Raw genomic sequence first — 15,143 nt, forward strand, 5'->3', positions numbered from 1 at the left:
GCAGGCGGGGACTAGCCATGGCCAGCCGAGAAACCATCAGGAAGAAGCTACAGAGAGAGCGTAGCGCCGTGAGGCACGGCCTCGCCGTTCACCGCGAACGCCTTCGCTGCCTACTTCATGCCGCCTCGGTCGACGCTGGCAAGAGCATCTTCGTCGTGCGAAGCGCCGCGCACGCGAGTGAGACTGTCCCGACCATGGCGCGGATGGCGCCGCCGGGGTCTGCCGTAGAGGGCATGCGCCTCATCCTGCCGAACAACCACACGATCAGCGTGATGTGGAAGTTCGAGCTTCGGCACGAAGCGAGAGGCATGACCTCGGAGCTGTTCGTGGATCCGCGCGCCGAAGCGTCGCTGTCAGACAGAGGTGACGTGGCGGTCAGTCCGGCCGCCGCATGAACGCCTTCAGCATCGCCTCGCGCGTCTCCTTCATCTCGTCCCGCACCGAGGTGACCATGTCGTCGATGCGCCGCTCCAGGCGGGTGATGACGTCGCCGGTCACGTAGGTCCGGGCGACCTCGATCTTGAAGGCGTTCAGCTTCTCCTCCAGGGATCGGATCTCGATCTTGGCCGCGGCCATGTCGATCGTGAGCGGCGAGACCGCTTCCTTCGTGCCGGTGCGCAACTTCCCGATGATCCAGTCCGCGCCCTTGCCGAGCGCGATCAGGAACAGCGCTAGCGCGATGAGCTGCGCCCAGGTGATCGGCCCGGGCGACAGGAAGGACGTGTCCATGGCGGCGGTCTTTCGCGGCCTACCCCCTGCGGGGGAGGTGGGGGGTGAGGGCTACTTGCCGAAGATCCGGCGGACGGTCGGCGCGATGCCGGCGACGCCGATCACCGAGAGCACGATGGCGTTCTCCATGGCGTCGTACGGCGCCGGCAGCTTCGCGACCTGCCAGTTGAACCGGAAGGTGCTGTCGAGGACGATCGCGCCGAAGTGGATCATGCAGAACCCGAACGCCGTCGGGATCATCCAGGCCGTCCAGGGCGACAGGTGCTGCTCGGCGCGCTCCTGCGCGACCACCTTCCGCTCCTCGACGTAGGCGGTGAGCTGCGCCTGGGCGACCGTCACGTCGCCGGTCACGTTCTGCCCGTTGGTCACCACCCCGTTGTCGGAGCGCTTGCTGAGATAGGCCAGCACCGGCGCGACGATGCCGGAGCCGAGCAGCTTCACGAGGAAGCCGCCGATCAGGGTGAGGAACGGCATCAGCGCGGCCCTCCGGCTGGCGGCGGACCGACCATGGCGAGGCGCCGGATCACGATGCCCAGCACGACACGCGCGATGGCGAGAATGGAGGCGGCCTTCGCGCCCCAGCCCGGCGGCAGCAGGACGGTAAAGTCGACACCGGCCAGCGCGTCGAGGATATCCGGCACGGCGAGCACCAGGGCCAGCGCGTAGATCCGATACCCGCGCGCGGCGGCGTACCAGCGCAGGATGCCGAGGCGGACCTGGCGGAAGTGAGCGCGGTGCATGTCAGGCCACCTTGGTCTTGCGGGAGAGGAGGGCGTGCAGGCGCGCCCAGAAGCCGGGCTCGACGGGAGCCGTTGGTGCCGGCTGAGAGGGGAGATTGGGAGGGGAGCTCGGCGCGACCGGCGCGGGCGCCGCGGCGGCGGGGATCGCCGCGTAGCCGCCGGCGGTCAGAGCATCCACGAAGGTCGCGTGGTAGCCGGCGATCGTCGCGGCCTTGTCGGTGCCGTTGATGATGCGCCGGGCGCCAACCGCATCGTTGCGGCTCGGGCCGAAGTAGTCCGCCAGCTTCTTGCCGGTGAACCAACCGTCGACCATGCCGTAGAACAGGATCGCGGCGGCCACGTCTGGGCGCATCGCCAGGGCGGGGGTCTTCACGAGGTCCTCGGCCGCGGTCAGCACGCCGAGCTTGCGCAGCGCGGCCGTGGCCTTGGCGTAGTTCGCCTCCCAGGTGAGCTGCACGAAGCCGCGCCCCCAGAAGCCGGTCGGCCCGTAGGATCGACCCTTCCCGCGCCCGTACTCCTCGATCGGCTTCATCGTGCGCGCCGTCTCGTGGAAGGTCGTGGCGAGGCAGTAGGCCAGCGAGGCGAGGCCCAGCATGGCCGGGCAGGCGTCGAGGATCGCCTCAATGCCGGCGACCTGTGAGGCCGACAGCCGGCCGCCGAAGGGCGCCGCGCGCACGCGGTCGAAGAACGCCGAGCGGTTGAGGCTCGCGGCCATGGTGGTCTCCGGGTCAGCCGAGGATGGCGAGGTGGACGCGGCCGACGCCGGACAGGCCGATGGCCCGAGCCGCGCCGCGCGAGAGGTCGATCGCTCGGCCGGCGATGAACGGGCCGCGATCGTTGATGCGGACCACCACCGAGCGGGCGCCGTAGGTCACCCGCACCCGGGTCCCGAACGGCAGGCTCCGATGCGCCGCGGTCAGGCCGTCGGGCACGAACCGCTCACCGTTCGCGGTGCGGCGGCCGGATCCGTACCAAGAGGCGATTTCGGCCGAGGCGTGCGGGGCCGACCCCGCCAGCGCGAGGCAGGCGAGGGCGACCCGCGCCGAGTGACGCAGGGGCATTCAGGATCCAGGATGTTCGAGAGGTGCGCCGAGGCCCGGCTTGATGCCGGCCTCGGCTCGCGCGCTACCGCAGCTCCTCGGCGATGAGCGTCGCTGCGGACGCTCCGCCGAAGTACCGCCCTGTGGTGGAGCCGTTCAGCCGCAGCGTGCCGCTGTCTGGGCCGACGTTGACCGTGTAGGTCACCGCCGCCGTCGTCCCGGGAGCGTCATCCAGCTCCAGCACGAGATCGGCCGACTGGTTCGCGCCCGCGGTCTGCACGAAGCCCGCGCGCAGGGCGTTCGCCGTGCCCGATCGGCAGATGGTCGCGACGAAGGCGCCAGCGGCCGACCGGCTGCCCTGTCCATGCCACCGCAACCGCACCCGGCTCGTGGCCAGGCTGGGCGTGATCGTCACCGAAGACACCTGCGTGCCCGCGGTGCACGCCGGCACGCTGTCGGTCAGGGCAATGGCGGCGGTCAGGTCGGCGTTGGCGAGATAGGGGGTCGCCGCGGCGGACTGCATCACGGCGCCTGCCGGCTGACCGTTCAGCATCCCCGCGGGCGTGCTGATCTGCGCCCAGTCCCCCGCCACGTAGGTCGACGAGCCGTTGCCGGTCGCCGTGCTGCCCGACGCGTCGATCCGGGCCCGGGTCTGACCCGAATACCCGTTGAAGGTGTTGTTGCTCGAGGTCGAGGAGGCTGCGGACATGAACGCGCTGTCGAGCGCCCAGTACCCGTTCACGAGGTTCGAGGTGGCCGTGGTCGACCCGGCGAACATCGAGGCGTTGCCCTCGGCGCGCCAGCCGGCGGAGGCATTGTAGCTGCCGTCCGAGCCCAGCGCCTGCAGGAAGGCCGAGTAGGACGACTGCCAGCCGTTGAGGTTGCGCCCCGCCGAGCCGGGCGAACCGCTGTCCACCAGCAGGGACGAGACCGTCCGGGAGAACATGCCCGCGCCCGCGTTGCCCCAGGCCAGGGGCCCGGTGAAGAAGGCGGTCGACCCGTTCTCAATGAGCACGCCGTTGCCGCCGCCAGGCGGGGGCGACATGCCATTGCCGGTGAACGCGCACCCGAAGCAGCCGAGGTATGCCCCGTCCCGCGAGATGCCGCCGTTGTTCATCGCCGAAGACGAGACGATCTGCGTGCCGTGGATGACGCCGCCGTAGTTCGCCCGCACGTTGTCGACGAAGCCGGTGACCGCGATCGGCCCCGCCATCACGGCGCCGGGCTGGGTGGCGTCCGGGCTCTTGGCCCACAGGCCGAAGGTGCCGGGCGTGGTGCCGTCGCCGATCAGCACGAGGTTCGACACCCCGCCCAGGCTGGCGGCGACGATGCCGGAGGTGCCGGTGAACTTGAGCTGCGTCGGGTAGGCGGTCAGCGTGCCGGTGATGGCGCCGGTGGGCGGCGCGCCGTTCGAGGCGGTGTTCGTCACCGTCACGCTGGAGCCCGAGACGGCGGTGACCTTCCAGACGCCCGAGTGCACTTGCGCCATCGGCACGCCGGACATGCCGGTGATCTGCACGTAGGCGCCGACGGTGATCCCGGAGGTGGATCCGACCGTGAGGGTGACGCTGTAGGCTTGGTTCGCGCCGGTCACGGCGGAAACGGCGGAGACCGGCGTCGTGCTCGGGGTCGCGCCCGCGATGACGATGCGGTCGCCGTAGGGGCTGCGCACTGTGATCTGCGAGGACGTCGACGCGCCGCCAGCGATCTGAACCGTGCAGGTGGCGGTCCGGTCGATGGCCAGGATCGAGCAGAGGTCGACGCCGGCCTGCGGGGTCGCGGCGGTACCCGGAACGGAGACGGTGAGGTTCGTGGGCTGACGCGCGATGCGGCCGGCGATGACGTTCGGCAGTAGCGAAGACGCCGCTCCCGGCATCGTCACACTCAGGCCGGAGACGTCGCAACCCGAAGGGTTGGTACAGACGATGCCGCCGGCGCCGTTGACGGTGAGCTGGTCGACGTTCGGCCGGTACATGTCCGGCGAGGCGTAGCGGGGCGCCTTGCTCGCATCGTAGGCGAAGGCCGGGCCGGCGATCAGAAGTGCGGCGGACGCCGCAACGATGCGAGCCAAGAGACGGGAGCGCATGTCGATCCTCAGGAGGCGACGAACTGGAGGGTGTTGCCGGAGATCCAGGGGTCTCCGACGCTGAGACCGTCCGGCGACTTTGGCAGGAGGTCGTATGCGGCGCGCAGTACCGCTCCCGGCTGCGCCTTGAGCAGGGCGAGGGCGAGCGCCGGGCTGATCACCGTGCCGGGGTCGAGCGCGGCCTGCGCCTGCGCCGTCGTGGCGAACTGAAGAGGGGTCGGCGGCGGGATCGCGGGGGCGGCCATGGTCAGTTGCCCTCGAAGAAGAAGACGTCGCCGACGGTGCCGTTGACGTAGACGAGGTTCGCGTTGGCACACGCGAAGGAGGCGGCCTCGCCCGGGGCCAGCGGGTACCCGGTACCGGTCCCGTCGATCACGGTGGAGACGCCGACCGGCCCAACCACACCCGGCGCAGCGGCTGTCTGCGGCGCGTTCGAGGTTTTGGCCTTGACCACGATGCCGTTGGCGAGAGCGACGTTCGGCAGGGGGACGGCGGTCCCGGTCGCCGCGACCTTCACCTGGCCGGTGACGACGCTGGCCGGGGTCGGGGTGGAGACCTTCAGCGTGCCCGCCAGGAGCGCCCGGATCGCCTCCGCCTTGGCGGTGCCGGCCTGGACGCTCGCGTCCGCAGCGAGCGGCGCGAATGCCGCCAGGATGCTGGCGAGCGTCGTCGCGGCCGCATCTTGCTTGGCCGCCGTGGCGGCGCCGGCCGGCAGCGGCAGTGCGGCGACCGAGATCGGCTGCGTCACCCCGGACCCATCCACCGAGAGGCGACCGCCGACCAGGGCGGCCGGCAGTCGGTCACGGATCGCGGCGAGCACCGCAGCGATCCCGCTCTGGGTGAGCAGCAACCGGGTCACCTTGGCGATCAGCGAACCGGCGCCGGCATCCGATCCCGGGGCGACGTCGGCCGGCGTGCCGATGCCGGTGGCTACGTTCGAGAGCGTCACGTTCCCGGTGGCGAGCAGCGCGCGGCAGGCCTCCAGGCGCACGTCGGTCGCGACGTCGGCGCCGTCGTCACGGAACCCGGTGATCGGTCCGGCCGACAGGAACTTGGTGTTGAAGGCCAGGGTCAGGACCTGGCCGTTGATCGACTTCCGGCCGAGCCCGCGGCGACCGACCGCGTAGATGAACTGGTTCGTCGGCTCGTGGAGGACCGCCAGCACGGTGCGCGGGTCGATGTTCACGCCCGAGAAGTCGAGCGTGCCCGCGGCGGGGTTCAGCACCACGCCGGTGAGGTCGATCTGCTTCATGGTCAGATGCCGCCGAAGATCAGGGCCGCGGTGATCGCCGCATCCTCGGCATCGGCCCGCGCGAGGCCGCCGAAGTCGCTGACCCAGCCCGGGCCGGACGCGATGGCGAGGTAGAAGGCGCCGGCTCGCACGGCGCCGGCAGGCGGTGCGGTGCCATCGAGATCCAGCCAGGGCCGTGCGCCGGTCCCGTCCACGTTCAGCGTCGGATCGTCGGTGTTGTCGCGATCGACCTGGACGAGGATGGCGATCCCGGGTCGGATCGCCCGGACACCGGAGGAGGTGCGCGCCACGTAGGCATTGAAGATGCCCCCGGTCCGAACTGCGCCGCCCTGGTCCGCGACGTATCCGGCGAAGGCCGCCATGACATCGCGGATGAGGCTCGGCAGCTCACGGGCAGAGGCGCCGTCGAGCGCCGGCACGCCGGCATCCGAGATCGCGTTGGCGGCGGGCCGCGTCGACCAGTCGAAGACGCTCACGACTGCGCTCCGGTCGTGACCTGGAAGATGCCGTTGTTGTACCAGAGCTTGCCGGCTCCATCGGGCGCTTCCTTCGGCAGCAACGCGGCGAGCGCTTCCATGGCCGTCTGAGCGTTCAGAACCTGGAGATCGGTGGCGGCCGGGTTGATCTTGCGCCATGCCGGCTTCTCCGGCGACACGGCCTCGTCCCAGACCACCATCTGAAGCTGGCCTTGGACGACCGCGCCCGGAGCCAGCTCGCCGCCGTCGGCCGCGAGGAACGCGACCGGCCCGTAGCCGTCGACCATCAGCGACGGCTCGGCCTCGTTCGTCCGATGCGCCCAGAAGGCGATCATGGTGCCGGGCTTCGGCTTGAGCCCCGAGAAGGTGTTGACCGCGTAGAGGTCGGACAGGCCGACTGACACCAGCGCGCCCGACGTGTCGGCGATGAGCTGCGCCACGCCCGCCATGAGGCCGCGCACCAGGCTCGCGTACACCCGCGCCGACACGCCGTCGGGAACGGGCAGGGCCTTGTCCGCGACGGCGTTCAGCCCCGCGTTGGTGGACCAGTCGAAAGCGCTCATCGGGTCCTCAGGTCTTGATGGCCCAGGTCACCACGGCGCCCGGCGGCACGTTCGGGTGCGGGTCGCCCGAGCCGGCCGTATCAATCACCAGCGTGTGGGCGTGGTTCGGCGTCGGATCGATCGTGTGGACGTGGCTGCCGTCGAGCTGGATGCCGTGGCTGTGCGTGCCGCCGGGATCGGTCGCGAAGCTGTGCGCGTGATTGCCGGTCGCGATCGTGGTGAAGGTGTGCGAGTGCGGGCCGCTCTGTGTGGTCTGCCCGTTGCCCTGCGAGCCCAGATTGATGCCGGTGACGACTTGCGCGTTGTTCGGCGTCGCCGTGCTCACGAGGCCGTAGCCGTACTGGACGACGTGGGCGTGGTCGCCGCTGATGTCGGTGGTGCCGGTGTGGGCGTGGTTCCCGGTCAGGTTCGTCGAGCCGGTGTGGTCGTGGGCGCCGTCGATGTTGGTACCGCCGTGGTTGTGCGCACCGGCGGACTGGATGTTCGGCTGGAAGAAGCCGGCGGGCGACATGGTCGAGGTGTGCATGTGCCGCGGCATCTGCGTCGCCAGCATCGCTACGACCTCGGAGCCCCCGAGATAGCCCAGCGATCCGACGAGGCCGCCGGCCCCCGAGAGCAGGCTCAGTCCGCGGTTGGCGCCGAACAGAGATCGCCCGCGCAGGTCCGGCAGGTTGAAGGTCGTGAAGCCGTCGCCGTTGCCCCAGAACGTGCTGATCGCGGCGAGCAGCGCGGCGTAGCTCGTGCGCGAGACCGGACGTCCGTCGCAGATCTCCCAGCCGGAAGGGACGTTGGGGCCGCCGAACGCCTTGATCGCCCCGGCCTGCTCCGTGGTCGGCGACAGGGTCCGGTAGACCTTCGCGTCCGGATCGTAGACCACTGACCACACGACGTTCTGGCCGATGTCACCGGGCCCGAACTGCGTCGCATCCCACCGCAGCCACGGCTTCGGCGCGTTGTTATCCACCGCCAGGGTACACGGGTTGAGGTTGGTGGTCGTGGTCCGGAACTTGAGCGTGTGCGCCGCGGCGGCCGCCTTCGCCGAGACGCCCTGCTGGGTGAGCACGACGTAGGCGTCCGACCCGTAGGCCTGGTTCACGCCCGAGTTGTCGAGCATCCAGAGCTTCATGGAGGCCATCAGCGCGCGCATGGCGTCGTTGATGGTCTTGGCCGGCTGCCCCTCGTTGAAGATGATCGGGGGATCCGAGACGTCGTTGCCCGAGGGCGCGACGTCCCAGTTGATGGCGCCGGGCATAGAGCCGTCCTCGAGTTAGCGGGTCTTGGCGCCGGGCAGCAGCGCGAAGAAGCGCTGCGCATCGAAGGCGGGGCTCTGCCGGCGCATCGGCTGCATCTGAGCCGCGGCCGGGGCGGGCGCCGCGGCAGCCTGCGCCACGGGGGAAGCGGCCGGCGCATCGGCGGCGGTGAGCGTTCGGAGCAGCGAGGCGACCTGGAGGGTGCGGTCCGCCTCGGGCGATTGCATCGCGGCGCCGCCGGCCGGGGTCACCGACCCTTCGGTACCGGCCGCGACCGGGCCGGAAAGGCCGAAGGCGCCGCGCGGTGAGGCCGAGCCGGGCGAGAAGGCGCCGCCGAGGAAGGCCGCAGCCTTCGCACGGTGGCCGGCCATCTGGCTGTTGACCTTGTCGGCGACCGTGCCCGGCGTGCCGCCGTTCGCCGTGTCGCTCCGATCGTAGAGCCCGGGCCGGCCGGCATTCACCGTCGAGTAGAGGTCGAGCATCCCCATGCCGGGCTTGAAGCCGCGGTCGGTCAGGTACCGCTCCACGGCGGGAAGCTGGTCGGCAAAGCTCTGGTCCTGGCTCGCGCCGTACTGCTGCTGCTCGGTCGGTCCGAACTGGATCAGGCCGATGTGCCGGTTACCCGAGCCGCCCCGGATCGAAGGGCTGAACCCGCTCTCGAACGACATCACGGTCGCAAGGTCGAGCGGGTCCGCGCCGATGCGCTGCGCGCTGGCGATCAGCGCGTCGCGGTCTGCGGCAGTCGGCATGTCGGGAGGTCCTGAAACGCAAAAGGCCCGCGCGATGGCGGGCCTTGCAGGGTCGGGCGCATGGCGCTCGCGACAGTGGCTATTTCCCGCGGTTCGCCCGTCGGGTCAAGGGGTGGGCCGGGCGCTTGCTCAAGCGGCCCGGCCCGGTCATCCTCGGAGGTGCGAAGCTACCGAAAGATGGGGAAGCATGACTGAGCTCCTACACGACCGCAAGGTCATGGTGACGCCGAGATGAGGATGAGCACCGCGGCAGACGCCGATCCGGAACTGGCTCGCCTTCTGGGCCGCGTCAGCCAAGCGGCGAGCTTCCTAGAGGCTTCTGTCGAAGCCGCGCTCATCAGGATCCTGCCTATGACGGATCCGATGGGCGCCGTTGTGTTCTCTTCAAACTCGGTGAGTCGCAATCTCACCATCCTGGCTGGTCTGCTGAGCCTTCCAGAAGTCGCCATCACAGACGAGTGGAGAGCGCGTTTACGGGGCCATATCAACGAAGCGCAATCACTACTCGGCGATCGCAATCAATTGCTTCACGGGCGGATCATCGATCAAGCGCCGGGATCGCAACAATACTTCTTGATCCAGCACCAATCAGACCATCGGGGCGACCGCTCTTCTGCTACGCCTCTTAACCTCGCGTACGTGGAGCAGCGCCTCACTCGCATGCAGGAGCTTGCGGGCGAACTGCTAGCCGTCCCTCACGCAGAGTACGATCTGACACTGTGGGGGAAAGGCTGGCGACAGTACCCGACCAGGCCGAGTCCCACAGATCCGAAGCCAACTCGCGGGCGTCAGAAGGATCGAAGCTGAACTTCGTACTCTCGATCCAGCCGGCGTAGCGCGAGAGGAACCATGCCTCGATCTCAGGCGCCGCCCTGGCAATGAAATCCTGCCTTGTCATCGTGCTGCGCTATGCATCCTCGTGCGCCGATTGATGCATCCTATCACAGCGGGCCATGTACGGCGATTGCCGTACGTGTGCTACCGTCCCGCCATGCCCCGCTGGCCCGAAGTGCTCCTCACGCTCGTCCTGTTCGCTATCGCCATGGCGGTGGTGTCGTGGATCGTGAACGCGACCGTGCCGGGGATCGTGGACTGGGCGTGGGACCGCTTCGGCGGCCTCGCATCCTGGGCGGTCTTCCTGGCGCTGATGGCTGGTTGCGGCCTCTACGCGTGGCGGGGTCACCGTACGGCAGGCAGGAACCCGAACGGCACGTAGGCCTTCGCCCGGTCGGCCTGCGAGACCGTGGCGGCCGTCGTCCCGATCTGCGCCGCGCGCCTGACGCCGCTCGCCATCCGCTCCGCTGCCTGCCGGGCCCCGATCGCCTCCAACAGGGCATCGAGCTGCTCGCCCTGGCGCCGGGTCAGCGCCTCGGCCAGTTCCTTGTTGCGGGCGATGTCGCGCGCCCGGCCAGCGGCGTTAAACCCGGCCTGCGCACCCTTGATCCCGAGCTTCGCAGCTTGCGCGGCGAGTCCCGCCTGGACGCCGCCAACCGCGGCGGCGACAGCCGGCACGGCATCGGATGCTGACGGGCGCACGTCGCGGGGCGCGAGGTCGGCCGCGGCGGCGACCCGCTGCGCCGTCATGCTGTTATCGACGATCCGGCGGTTCGCCGCGTCGAACGCCGCCTCGCGGTCCACGGCCCCGGCGACGCCCGCGGTCGGCTCCTCGCCGAATACGGTCCCCATCCGGGCCCGGTTGTAGTCCCCCTCACCCATCAGCGCTTTGCGGAGCGCCAGCCGGTCGTTGAGCTGCGTACCGACGAGGCGGTCGACCTCGGTGCGAAGGCCGAGACGCTGCGCCTGCTGCACCTCCGGCGTCATGGCCGCGGTATCGGCGGCGACCTGGGCCGGCCGGGCTGCCTCGCGGCCGCCGTTGAGCAGGCGCTGGCCGCCGTCGAAGGCGTCGCGCTGCTGGAAGAAGTGCTGCGCCGTCCGGTTCGCCTCGGCATAGCCCGGGACCTGCGCTTCGAGGGCGTCGTTTACGCCGGAGCGCACGGCCGACAGGGCCCGCAGCTCGCTCGCGGCGGCCGAGCCCTGCTGCGCCTGGACGTGCGCGATCATCGCGTCGAGCGCTTCCTTGGCGTTGTGGAGCGCCTCGGGGTTGCGGTCAGGGACGATGGCGCGACCGATGCCCGGCACGTCCTGCTCGGCATGGAGCAGTCCCCATGCGCGGCGCAGCGCTAGCTCGGCGCCGCCCTTCTCGTGCGCGCCGAGCCGCCCGATCGTCTCCAGCACGCCGGAGGTGTCGACCTGCACGGGCTGGCTGAGCGCATCGCGGTAGAGCGGCGGCACGGCCTCGCCGTAGGCGCGCTGCCACTCGGCCTGGAAGGCGGCCGGGTCGAGGGTCGGCCCCAGGTGGGTATCCACGTCGGCGGCGAGCCGGGCGTTGGCGCCGGCCGCACGCTGGCGCAGCGGGTTGACGATGGCCTCCCGGGTGTCCGGCAGCACGGCGAGGCCCTGCGCCCGGCCCTCGAACGAGGGGGAGGCATCCAGCAGCATCGCCTCGGGGCCAAGCTCGCCGAGGCGAACCCGCACCGCACCGGTCCCGCCCGCGTTCGCGGCGTCGGAGGCCAACTTCTCCATGGCGGGGGCGCCCATGCCCGCAGACGGCGCGGCGCGCATGCCGATCGCCTCGGCGACCTTGCGGGCACCCGCGCCAACAGCCTGCCCGAGACCGGGTGCGACGGCGCCGAGGGTCGCGCCCACGACACCGCCCTTCAGTGTCTCTTTAGCGTCACCGCCGCTGCGAACCGCGGCATCCGCCGTGCCTAGGGCGCCGCCTGAAACGGCAGAGGCGGCCGAACGCGCCATCAGCCCTCCAGCTCCCGCCCCGAACGCGGCCGGCGCGGCGAGCACGAGCGGCACGGTCCCGGCAACACCGCCGCCGATCTCGCCCGCCGTCTCGGCAACAGGGTGCTCGGCCGCGACCTCGGCGCCGTAGCGCTTCGCCCCGTCGACCTCATCGGAGTAGCGGGAGTCGTTCTGGACGGCGCGCACCGCCGCGTCGGCGCGATCGATCCCGGCCAGCGCGTACGGGCCGACGATGGGCAGGCCGTTCACGACGCCGCGGGCGAAGGCGTTGAGCGCGCCGTGGGCGCGACCACCCTCCGCCGGGGCGTCGTCCTCAACGAGGGTGCCCGAGAACCGCGGGCCGGCGGGGGCCGGCGTCGCATCGTCCTCGACGAGCGTGCCGCTGAAGCGGGGTCCGGCCATGGGTCAGTTCTTCCGGTAGCGGCGGCCATCCGACGGGTCGACGTACATCGCCCCCTTCGGCAGAGCATCGAAATCCGCCTGGGAGCGTGGCGCCGCGATACCGCCAGGCCCGCTCGCTCCGGTGGCGCCGTCCGACCGTTGCGTCGCGGATGCCTGCGCGGCCGGGAACAGTGGGTTGGCCGCAGCATACTCCTCAAGCTTCTGATCGAAGCCGGAATCCAGGCGGCCGCCGTTGTTCGCGGCATAGTCCCTGGCCAGCTTCGACACCGCCTGCTGCCGTTGCGCGAGCGAGCGGGCGATCGCGATGAGTTCGAGGTTGCCGGCCTGGCTCTGGGCCAGGGTCGGCGCGGTGCGGCCGATATAGTCGCGGTCGGTGTTCGAGATGCCGGGACCGAGCGAGCCGCCGAGACCGTCGAGCACGACCTTGTTGGAGAGGGCGTCGAACACCTCGGTGGGCTTGGTGTAGTTCGCGTCCTTCACGCCCATGGCGACGAGGAACTGGTTCGCCCGCTTCACCGTCTCGGCGCCCGTGCCGGAGTAGAAGTTCGGGCTGCGGGCCGCCTGCTCCATGAGGGCGAGACTGTTGAGGGTGTTGCCGGCGTTCCGGCCCTTCGTGGCGAGGTCGACCTGATAGTCGCCGTACGCCTTGCCCACGGTCGCATCCTGCGCCTTCTCGGCCCCCATGTTGATCGTGGTGCCGGTCGCGTTGATGGGGCTGATCTTGCCGTTGGCGTCCTTCTGGTAGGAGCCGGCGGGCAGGCCGAGCGCCACCCGGTCGGCCTCCGGGACCGGGATCACGGTCTTGTCGTCGTCCGCCTTCAGCGCGACCGTCGCCTGCCCGGTCCGGGCGTTCTGGTTCCAGATGTTCCCCTTGTCGTCGGTGTACTGCTTGTACAGCTCTGCCGGCGGCAGGACGCCCTTGAACAGCTCGTTCATGAAGGTGGAGTTGCCGCCCAGCGTGAGCGCCTGGTCGGGGCTGATGCCGGGGATCTTGCTCGTGACGTACTGCGCGTTGCCGGCGAGCTGGCGCTGCTCCTGCGTGTCCTTCCGGACCTTCAGGCCGAATTCGGCCCGTGCGAGGTCGGAGGCCGCCCGCTTCCCCTCGTTGTCCTGGTAGGCCTTCAGACCGGCCGCCGCGCCGCGTCCGAACCCGGGCGTCGACATGAGGCCGATCCCGAGCGAGGTCAGCAGGTCGCCGCCGCCGTTCGCGTTGAGGTTCCGCAGGCCGGAGCCGATCCGGTCGAGGAGCGACGGCTCCGCGGCGGGCATGCCTGCCGTCGGGGCAGCCGCGGCGGGGACGGCCGTCGACCCGGTCGTCGCCGGAGCGGCGGGCGCGGGCAGACTGCCAAAACTCAGCGGGCGCGCGGGCGCGGCGGCGGCCGGCGCCTCATCATCACCACGCGGCGCGGCCGGCGCGCCGACCGGCAGGGCGGGCGCGCGAGAACCGACGAGGCTCGGCAGCGGCGACCGCTCCGGCTCCGCGGCGACGGGCGCCGACATCTGCGGGGGCAGCGCACCGAACATGCGCAGCGGCGCGCGCGCGGGCGCCTCGGGCTCGACCGCCGGCGCGGCAGCGGCGACCTGCGGCTGCATGGTCGGGGCGGTCGGGGGCACGAAGCCGGTGAAGCCGGGCGGGATCGCCGCCGGGACGTCGTCGGCCGAGACATCGACCTGCGGCCGCGCCTGCTGCATCAGGCGGGCGATGTCGGCCGGGGAGAGGGCGCCGAACGGCGTGAGACCTGCGGACACGACGCGCTCCTACTTGCCCATGAACTTCGAGGCGGTTCCGGCGATGGCCAGCCCGCCCCCGAGGAGCTGCTGGAGCACGCCCGGCTGCGGGATTTTCTGGACCGACGTGCCGCTCGAGGAGCCGCCGAGGCCCGCGATCGGGCTGACCAGACCGGAGTAGAGCCCGAGTTGCTTCCAGGGCGACGCCTGCTGCTCGTCGAAGACCTGCTGGGCGGTGTCGAGCTGCTGCTGACGGTCCGCGTCGAGCGCGGCACCGACACCGGCCAGGGTCAGGCCTGGGCGCTGGAGGTTGTCGATGTTCGTCCCGACCATGCCGAGACCCTGGAGCGCCGCGGCCCGGTCCGACTGCGCGGCCGACAGCTTCATGCCGGCGGTCTGGATGCCGTTCTGGATGTTCTGATTGTCAATGCCGGCCAGCGCGGTCGCGCCGCCGAGCGCCGTCGTGTTCGTAGAGTTGTAGAGCCCGGCGCCGGACAGGGCGAGGCCGGCGTTGGCCTGCTCGGCGTTGTTGATGCTGCCGTAGAGCCCCTGCTGGAGGCTGGTGCGGGCATTGCGCGAGCTGTCGATCGCCGTGGCCGCCTGGGCCTGTCGGGTGCGCTCGTTGTCATAGTCGGTGTAGCGCGCCTGCGTCGCGATCCCGCCGAGGCTGTCGGCGATGGTCGCGGCATACCGGCCCGAGCCGCTGCGGCCCGCGGCGCCCATGGACTGAGCGATCTTCGAGGCCGCCTCGCCCTGGCTCCGCCCGATCACCGCGTCGAGGTACGGGTTCGCCCCGCCCAGGAACTTGCCGTCGGCGGCATCCTGCAGCGACTTCTCCGTCTGCGTCTGGCCCGACAGCCCGTTGAGCAGGCCGGTGTAGCCGTCGGTCGAGAGATTATAGTCGCCCCGGGTGAGCGCCCGCGCCGTCGAGTAGGCGAGGTTGTTCGGGTCAGCCATCTGGTCGGCGAGCGACGACACCCGCGACGTGTCGATCTTCCCGATGCTGTCCAGACCAGAGAGCGCGGACTGGATGCCCGAGGTCGTACCGCCGTTCTGGAGCAGGCCGGTCAGGTAGCTGTCGCCGGCCTTGGCCGCGCCCTGGCCCGCGTTCGCGCTCCCAGCGATGGTGTCGAGCGCGGCGAGCGAGGTGTCCCCGAGCCCGGCATAGCGCTGGCCGCCGTAGACCTGCGAGCCGACGCCCGAGTTGTACGCCGCCGTCGCGCCGGAGAGCACGCCCTGGAGCGCGGGCTGTGCCGGCGCCCACGGGTCGTTGTTCTGCTGCTGGACCGTGGTCTGGGTCTTGGTGCCGCCGCCCAT

At 70.9% G+C, this 15,143-nt stretch carries 18 protein-coding genes; 3 read left to right on the forward strand and 15 right to left on the reverse strand.

The window, feature by feature from the left end:
• Positions 1–17 precede the first annotated feature (17 nt).
• Complete coding sequence (locus tag ACLBX8_RS11740) at positions 18–395, forward strand: hypothetical protein (protein WP_447715144.1); 378 nt, start codon at positions 18–20, stop codon at positions 393–395.
• Here the strand turns inward: ACLBX8_RS11740 and ACLBX8_RS11745 are convergent.
• From ACLBX8_RS11745 to ACLBX8_RS11800, 12 genes are all read right to left on the reverse strand, one after another.
• Positions 376–729: a hypothetical protein gene (locus tag ACLBX8_RS11745; protein ID WP_447715145.1), complete on the reverse strand. Its 354-nt coding sequence runs from the start codon at positions 727–729 to the stop codon at positions 376–378. The genes ACLBX8_RS11740 and ACLBX8_RS11745 overlap by 20 nt on opposite strands.
• 51 nt (positions 730–780) lie before the next feature.
• Entirely contained in the window at positions 781–1,203 is a 423-nt protein-coding gene (locus ACLBX8_RS11750; protein WP_447715146.1) for a hypothetical protein, read from the reverse strand.
• A complete protein-coding gene (locus ACLBX8_RS11755) occupies positions 1,203–1,469 on the reverse strand; it encodes a hypothetical protein (RefSeq protein WP_447715147.1) in 267 nt (88 codons plus the stop codon). The genes ACLBX8_RS11750 and ACLBX8_RS11755 overlap by 1 nt, the downstream gene beginning before the upstream one ends.
• A gap of 1 nt (position 1,470) precedes the next feature.
• Complete coding sequence (locus ACLBX8_RS11760; protein ID WP_447715148.1) at positions 1,471–2,184, reverse strand: hypothetical protein; 714 nt, start codon at positions 2,182–2,184, stop codon at positions 1,471–1,473.
• Between the two features lie 13 nt (positions 2,185–2,197).
• Positions 2,198–2,530, reverse strand: coding sequence for a septal ring lytic transglycosylase RlpA family protein (locus ACLBX8_RS11765; protein WP_447715149.1), 333 nt, complete (start codon positions 2,528–2,530; stop codon positions 2,198–2,200).
• Positions 2,531–2,594: 64 nt separating this feature from the next.
• Positions 2,595–4,595 (reverse strand): hypothetical protein, encoded by a 2,001-nt coding sequence (locus ACLBX8_RS11770; protein ID WP_447715150.1) that lies wholly within the window; start codon positions 4,593–4,595, stop codon positions 2,595–2,597.
• A gap of 8 nt (positions 4,596–4,603) precedes the next feature.
• The gene (locus ACLBX8_RS11775) at positions 4,604–4,840 is read right to left on the reverse strand and encodes a hypothetical protein (RefSeq protein ID WP_447715151.1); all 237 of its coding nucleotides are present in this window, start codon (positions 4,838–4,840) and stop codon (positions 4,604–4,606) included.
• Between the two features lie 2 nt (positions 4,841–4,842).
• Positions 4,843–5,847, reverse strand: a complete 1,005-nt coding sequence (locus ACLBX8_RS11780; RefSeq protein ID WP_447715152.1) for a hypothetical protein — start codon at positions 5,845–5,847, stop codon at positions 4,843–4,845.
• A 2-nt stretch (positions 5,848–5,849) separates the two neighbouring features.
• Entirely contained in the window at positions 5,850–6,323 is a 474-nt protein-coding gene (locus tag ACLBX8_RS11785; protein ID WP_447715153.1) for a hypothetical protein, read from the reverse strand.
• Positions 6,320–6,886 carry a hypothetical protein gene (locus ACLBX8_RS11790; protein WP_447715154.1) on the reverse strand — a complete coding sequence of 189 codons (567 nt, stop codon included), beginning with the start codon at positions 6,884–6,886 and terminating at the stop codon, positions 6,320–6,322. The genes ACLBX8_RS11785 and ACLBX8_RS11790 overlap by 4 nt, the downstream gene beginning before the upstream one ends.
• 7 nt (positions 6,887–6,893) lie before the next feature.
• Positions 6,894–8,138, reverse strand: coding sequence for a phage tail protein (locus ACLBX8_RS11795; protein WP_447715155.1), 1,245 nt, complete (start codon positions 8,136–8,138; stop codon positions 6,894–6,896).
• A gap of 15 nt (positions 8,139–8,153) precedes the next feature.
• Positions 8,154–8,885, reverse strand: a complete 732-nt coding sequence (locus ACLBX8_RS11800; RefSeq protein WP_447715156.1) for a hypothetical protein — start codon at positions 8,883–8,885, stop codon at positions 8,154–8,156.
• Positions 8,886–9,122: 237 nt separating this feature from the next.
• On the opposite strand from ACLBX8_RS11800, the gene ACLBX8_RS11805 reads away from it, so the two are divergent.
• Both ACLBX8_RS11805 and ACLBX8_RS11810 read left to right on the forward strand, forming a co-directional pair.
• Positions 9,123–9,692, forward strand: coding sequence for a hypothetical protein (locus tag ACLBX8_RS11805; RefSeq protein ID WP_447715157.1), 570 nt, complete (start codon positions 9,123–9,125; stop codon positions 9,690–9,692).
• A gap of 166 nt (positions 9,693–9,858) precedes the next feature.
• Positions 9,859–10,101 (forward strand): hypothetical protein, encoded by a 243-nt coding sequence (locus ACLBX8_RS11810; RefSeq protein WP_447715158.1) that lies wholly within the window; start codon positions 9,859–9,861, stop codon positions 10,099–10,101.
• On the opposite strand, the gene ACLBX8_RS11815 is transcribed toward ACLBX8_RS11810, so the two are convergent.
• The 3 genes from ACLBX8_RS11815 to ACLBX8_RS11825 are packed head-to-tail and all read right to left on the reverse strand — an operon-like array spanning position 10,065 to position 15,143.
• Positions 10,065–12,098, reverse strand: coding sequence for a hypothetical protein (locus ACLBX8_RS11815; protein WP_447715159.1), 2,034 nt, complete (start codon positions 12,096–12,098; stop codon positions 10,065–10,067). The genes ACLBX8_RS11810 and ACLBX8_RS11815 overlap by 37 nt on opposite strands.
• Positions 12,099–12,101: 3 nt before the next feature.
• Positions 12,102–13,847 carry a hypothetical protein gene (locus tag ACLBX8_RS11820; protein ID WP_447715160.1) on the reverse strand — a complete coding sequence of 582 codons (1,746 nt, stop codon included), beginning with the start codon at positions 13,845–13,847 and terminating at the stop codon, positions 12,102–12,104.
• 9 nt (positions 13,848–13,856) lie between these two features.
• Positions 13,857–15,143 carry a hypothetical protein gene (locus tag ACLBX8_RS11825; RefSeq protein WP_447715161.1) on the reverse strand — a complete coding sequence of 429 codons (1,287 nt, stop codon included), beginning with the start codon at positions 15,141–15,143 and terminating at the stop codon, positions 13,857–13,859.

Source organism: Methylobacterium sp. D48H (assembly GCF_053345715.1).